Origin of the sequence: Pontibacter ummariensis (assembly GCF_900188175.1) — a bacterium.
Taxonomy (GTDB): domain Bacteria; phylum Bacteroidota; class Bacteroidia; order Cytophagales; family Hymenobacteraceae; genus Pontibacter; species Pontibacter ummariensis.
This window is the reverse complement of record NZ_FZOQ01000067.1, coordinates 1-2602: the sequence shown is the minus strand read 5'-3', so window position 1 is coordinate 2602 and position 2602 is coordinate 1. Positions and strand designations below refer to the sequence as shown.

2 protein-coding genes are annotated in these 2602 nt (G+C 47.8%); both read left to right on the top strand.

The window, feature by feature from the left end:
- Positions 1 to 294, top strand: a 294-nt coding sequence (locus tag CHB92_RS25350; RefSeq protein ID WP_308701876.1) for a TrkA C-terminal domain-containing protein, incomplete at its 5' end; no start/stop codon positions are given.
- 1047 nt (positions 295 to 1341) lie between these two features.
- Positions 1342 to 1608 (top strand): TFIIB-type zinc ribbon-containing protein, encoded by a 267-nt coding sequence (locus CHB92_RS25345; RefSeq protein ID WP_089322030.1) that lies wholly within the window; start codon positions 1342 to 1344, stop codon positions 1606 to 1608.
- Positions 1609 to 2602: the final 994 nt, after the last annotated feature.

Genomic DNA, 2602 nt, shown 5'->3' with positions numbered 1-2602 from the left:
CTCAATCTAAGCCAGCAGGACAACACACCGAAAAAGGTTAGGGTGGGGGAGGATTTGGGCTACGACGCTAAAAATAGCCTAGTGGAGCTTTACCTAGATAGCAGTAGCCAGGCGGCTGGGAAGTCCATTGTGGAGCTACAGCTGCCCAAAACGTCCCTCATTGTGCTCATAGACAGGGGTGGTAAATTCGTGACACCTAATGGAGCCACTGTGCTGCAGGAAAAAGACAAGCTCATGGTAATGGTGGATAATGATGAGGAGCTGGAAAAAGTGAGCAAAGTCCTTCATGGTTAGAGTCCAATGCCTTTCTCAGGTCATTTCATACGGCGGTTGCACAAGGGGCCTCCGGGTGCTTCTTCCGTTAGAGGAAAAGAGCCGGGGCTCATCGCAGAGAATACAGCCTTTCCTTACCAGGGTTAGTTGTAGCCACCGCAAAGGCTTTGGTTCTCCTGTTTTTCCTATGGCTGATTCCTTGATTCCTACTAGATGCGCGTAGTAGGATAAGCAAAATTAATATCAGGGGCAGCCTAGGATGCTCTCATTACCTCCACCCATAGCTCCCCCTTTCGCGGCGGCCATTCAAGCCACTCAGGTGATGAACGGTCAGCTGCACGTCGTTTTCCCATACTTTCGTGAAGACCCAGACATTAAAAGGCCTGTAGAAAAAAAGGTGATGCCTTGATTCTCTCCGGAAGATTTGCTCTGCCTCCCCGTTGCGGTGAACATAGTGTCGATTCTCTATTTACAATAGCTTGGCTTTTGCTTTCTGACGCAACAGTTACCTTCACCTCGTGCCACAGGTACTTAAAGCCACAGTTACAGTTGAATTGGGCCTGTGAATACTGGCTGCTGGGGATGTGCACCACACGCCCTGTTGCCTGCTCAGAATACACCCAGTCCCCAGCACATTGATGGTGAACTGAAAGAGATTAACATCGATCACATTTCCCGTGTGCTCCTGATCTAGCATAACATTTGGCAATTGGGCCGCGCAGGGCCTGCCCATAGAAGACCGTGAAAGTGGCAATGGATTGGAAACCTCTAAACCAGAAGTTGGCCGGTGAGACAACACTTAGGCCGGTGGTCACCACATTATTAGCAGCAAAGTGTTACAACAGGGAAGGGTGATGCTTAAGCACCATCATCTTTAAATACACTATTTAGCTCAATGGTAGTTGTGGGGCCAAAAGAAAAGCCTCTTAGCCCCTGTTCAGGGACAAAGAGGCATCCCACTAACTAGAGTAAGGCAGACAGGAATCAATATGTTCAATGGCTTATTTTAACTCGGTGCTTTGTATTCTTTTGCTTATATTTAAGAGTACACCAAAGCAATCACGAACTATGAAATGCCCTAACTGCAACGAAACGCTTTTAATGAGCGAAAAAAACGGAGTTGAGATTGATTATTGCCCCAATTGCCGTGGAATCTGGCTGGACCGCGGAGAACTGGAAAAGATCATGGAGCGCTCCGCCGACCATTACTCCAAGAAAGAAAATTACGAGACTGACTCTAAACGTTATGGCTATGGTGATCATGGCCACGACACACTTAAAAAGCATCCGCACAAGAAAAAGGAATCGTTTCTAAGTGATTTCTTTGATTTTTAATTCCTAATGAAGCTTTGAAAGCGCTTGTGCAGACATGATGCACAGGTGCTTTAATTTTACCGGAAGTACTTTTATCCTGTAGTAAGACAGAGGGGTAAGGGTATTTCTTCGCCAGTTTGCCTAACGCCAAGCGCCACCCGTTTCACGCACCTGCGATAAGAGGCCTCTTTAGTTGGTAACTACCTGGCGAACGGAAAGTACACCTTCAGCCCGTTCAGACAGGCCTCTTCTCAATAAACCGTTTCGCCATAAAAGCTCTCAAGTTTTTGACATATCTGTCGGGACATTCACGGGTGACTAACGACACGGGTGATACAGGGCCATCCCGTATGCCTGTCTTGGCAAGCACGCTGTTCTGCCCTTAATCTTCGCACCGCCGGCGATGCCTAGCCTTTGCCTCTCCTCTTTGCTTATAACAACTGGCCACACCACGAACTAAAAAAGACACCAGCCAAGGGAGCTTGAAGTTCCCCGGCTAATGTCCTTAATATGTCTGCACCGATCACTTCTTAACTTTCGGTGCGCTCCAGAATCTTACATGTTGACGCGATGCAAGCAAAAAGGTTTCATTGCTTACCGTTGCAAGGGAATACTTTACTTAATTTTATGCCTCCTGCTAGGAATCAAAGCGCATAACGACTACGGGCTTACGGAAAGGCAGCTCTTCTTGGGTAGGTCTTTAAAGATTGAGGGAGTTTCCAGGCACCCTCACGATCAACCCAGTCAGGCGCTCCTTAACACAACCTACTGACGCCGTACGGGAACATCCTTGAACTGAAAGGCTGGAAGCGTGAACTTAGTTGGCGTAGAGGGAAATATTAGAAGGGCAGCGGCTGTTTTCATACTATATAGCCAGGCTCACCGTTACAACATTGTATAAGTAACAATCAGGGAAAAGGTTGATTGCAGAGAAAAGGGTGCCCGTTTGGGCGCCTCTTTCTGTTTTTAGGTAAAACAGGTAGCAGGGCTGCTCCGCGCCAAGTCGCAGGGGAGG

Coding starts and splice junctions, on each gene's coding strand:
- CHB92_RS25345 (WP_089322030.1), top strand. CDS start 1,342: ATGAAATGCCCTAACTGCAACGAAACGCTTTTAATGAGCGAAAAAAAC.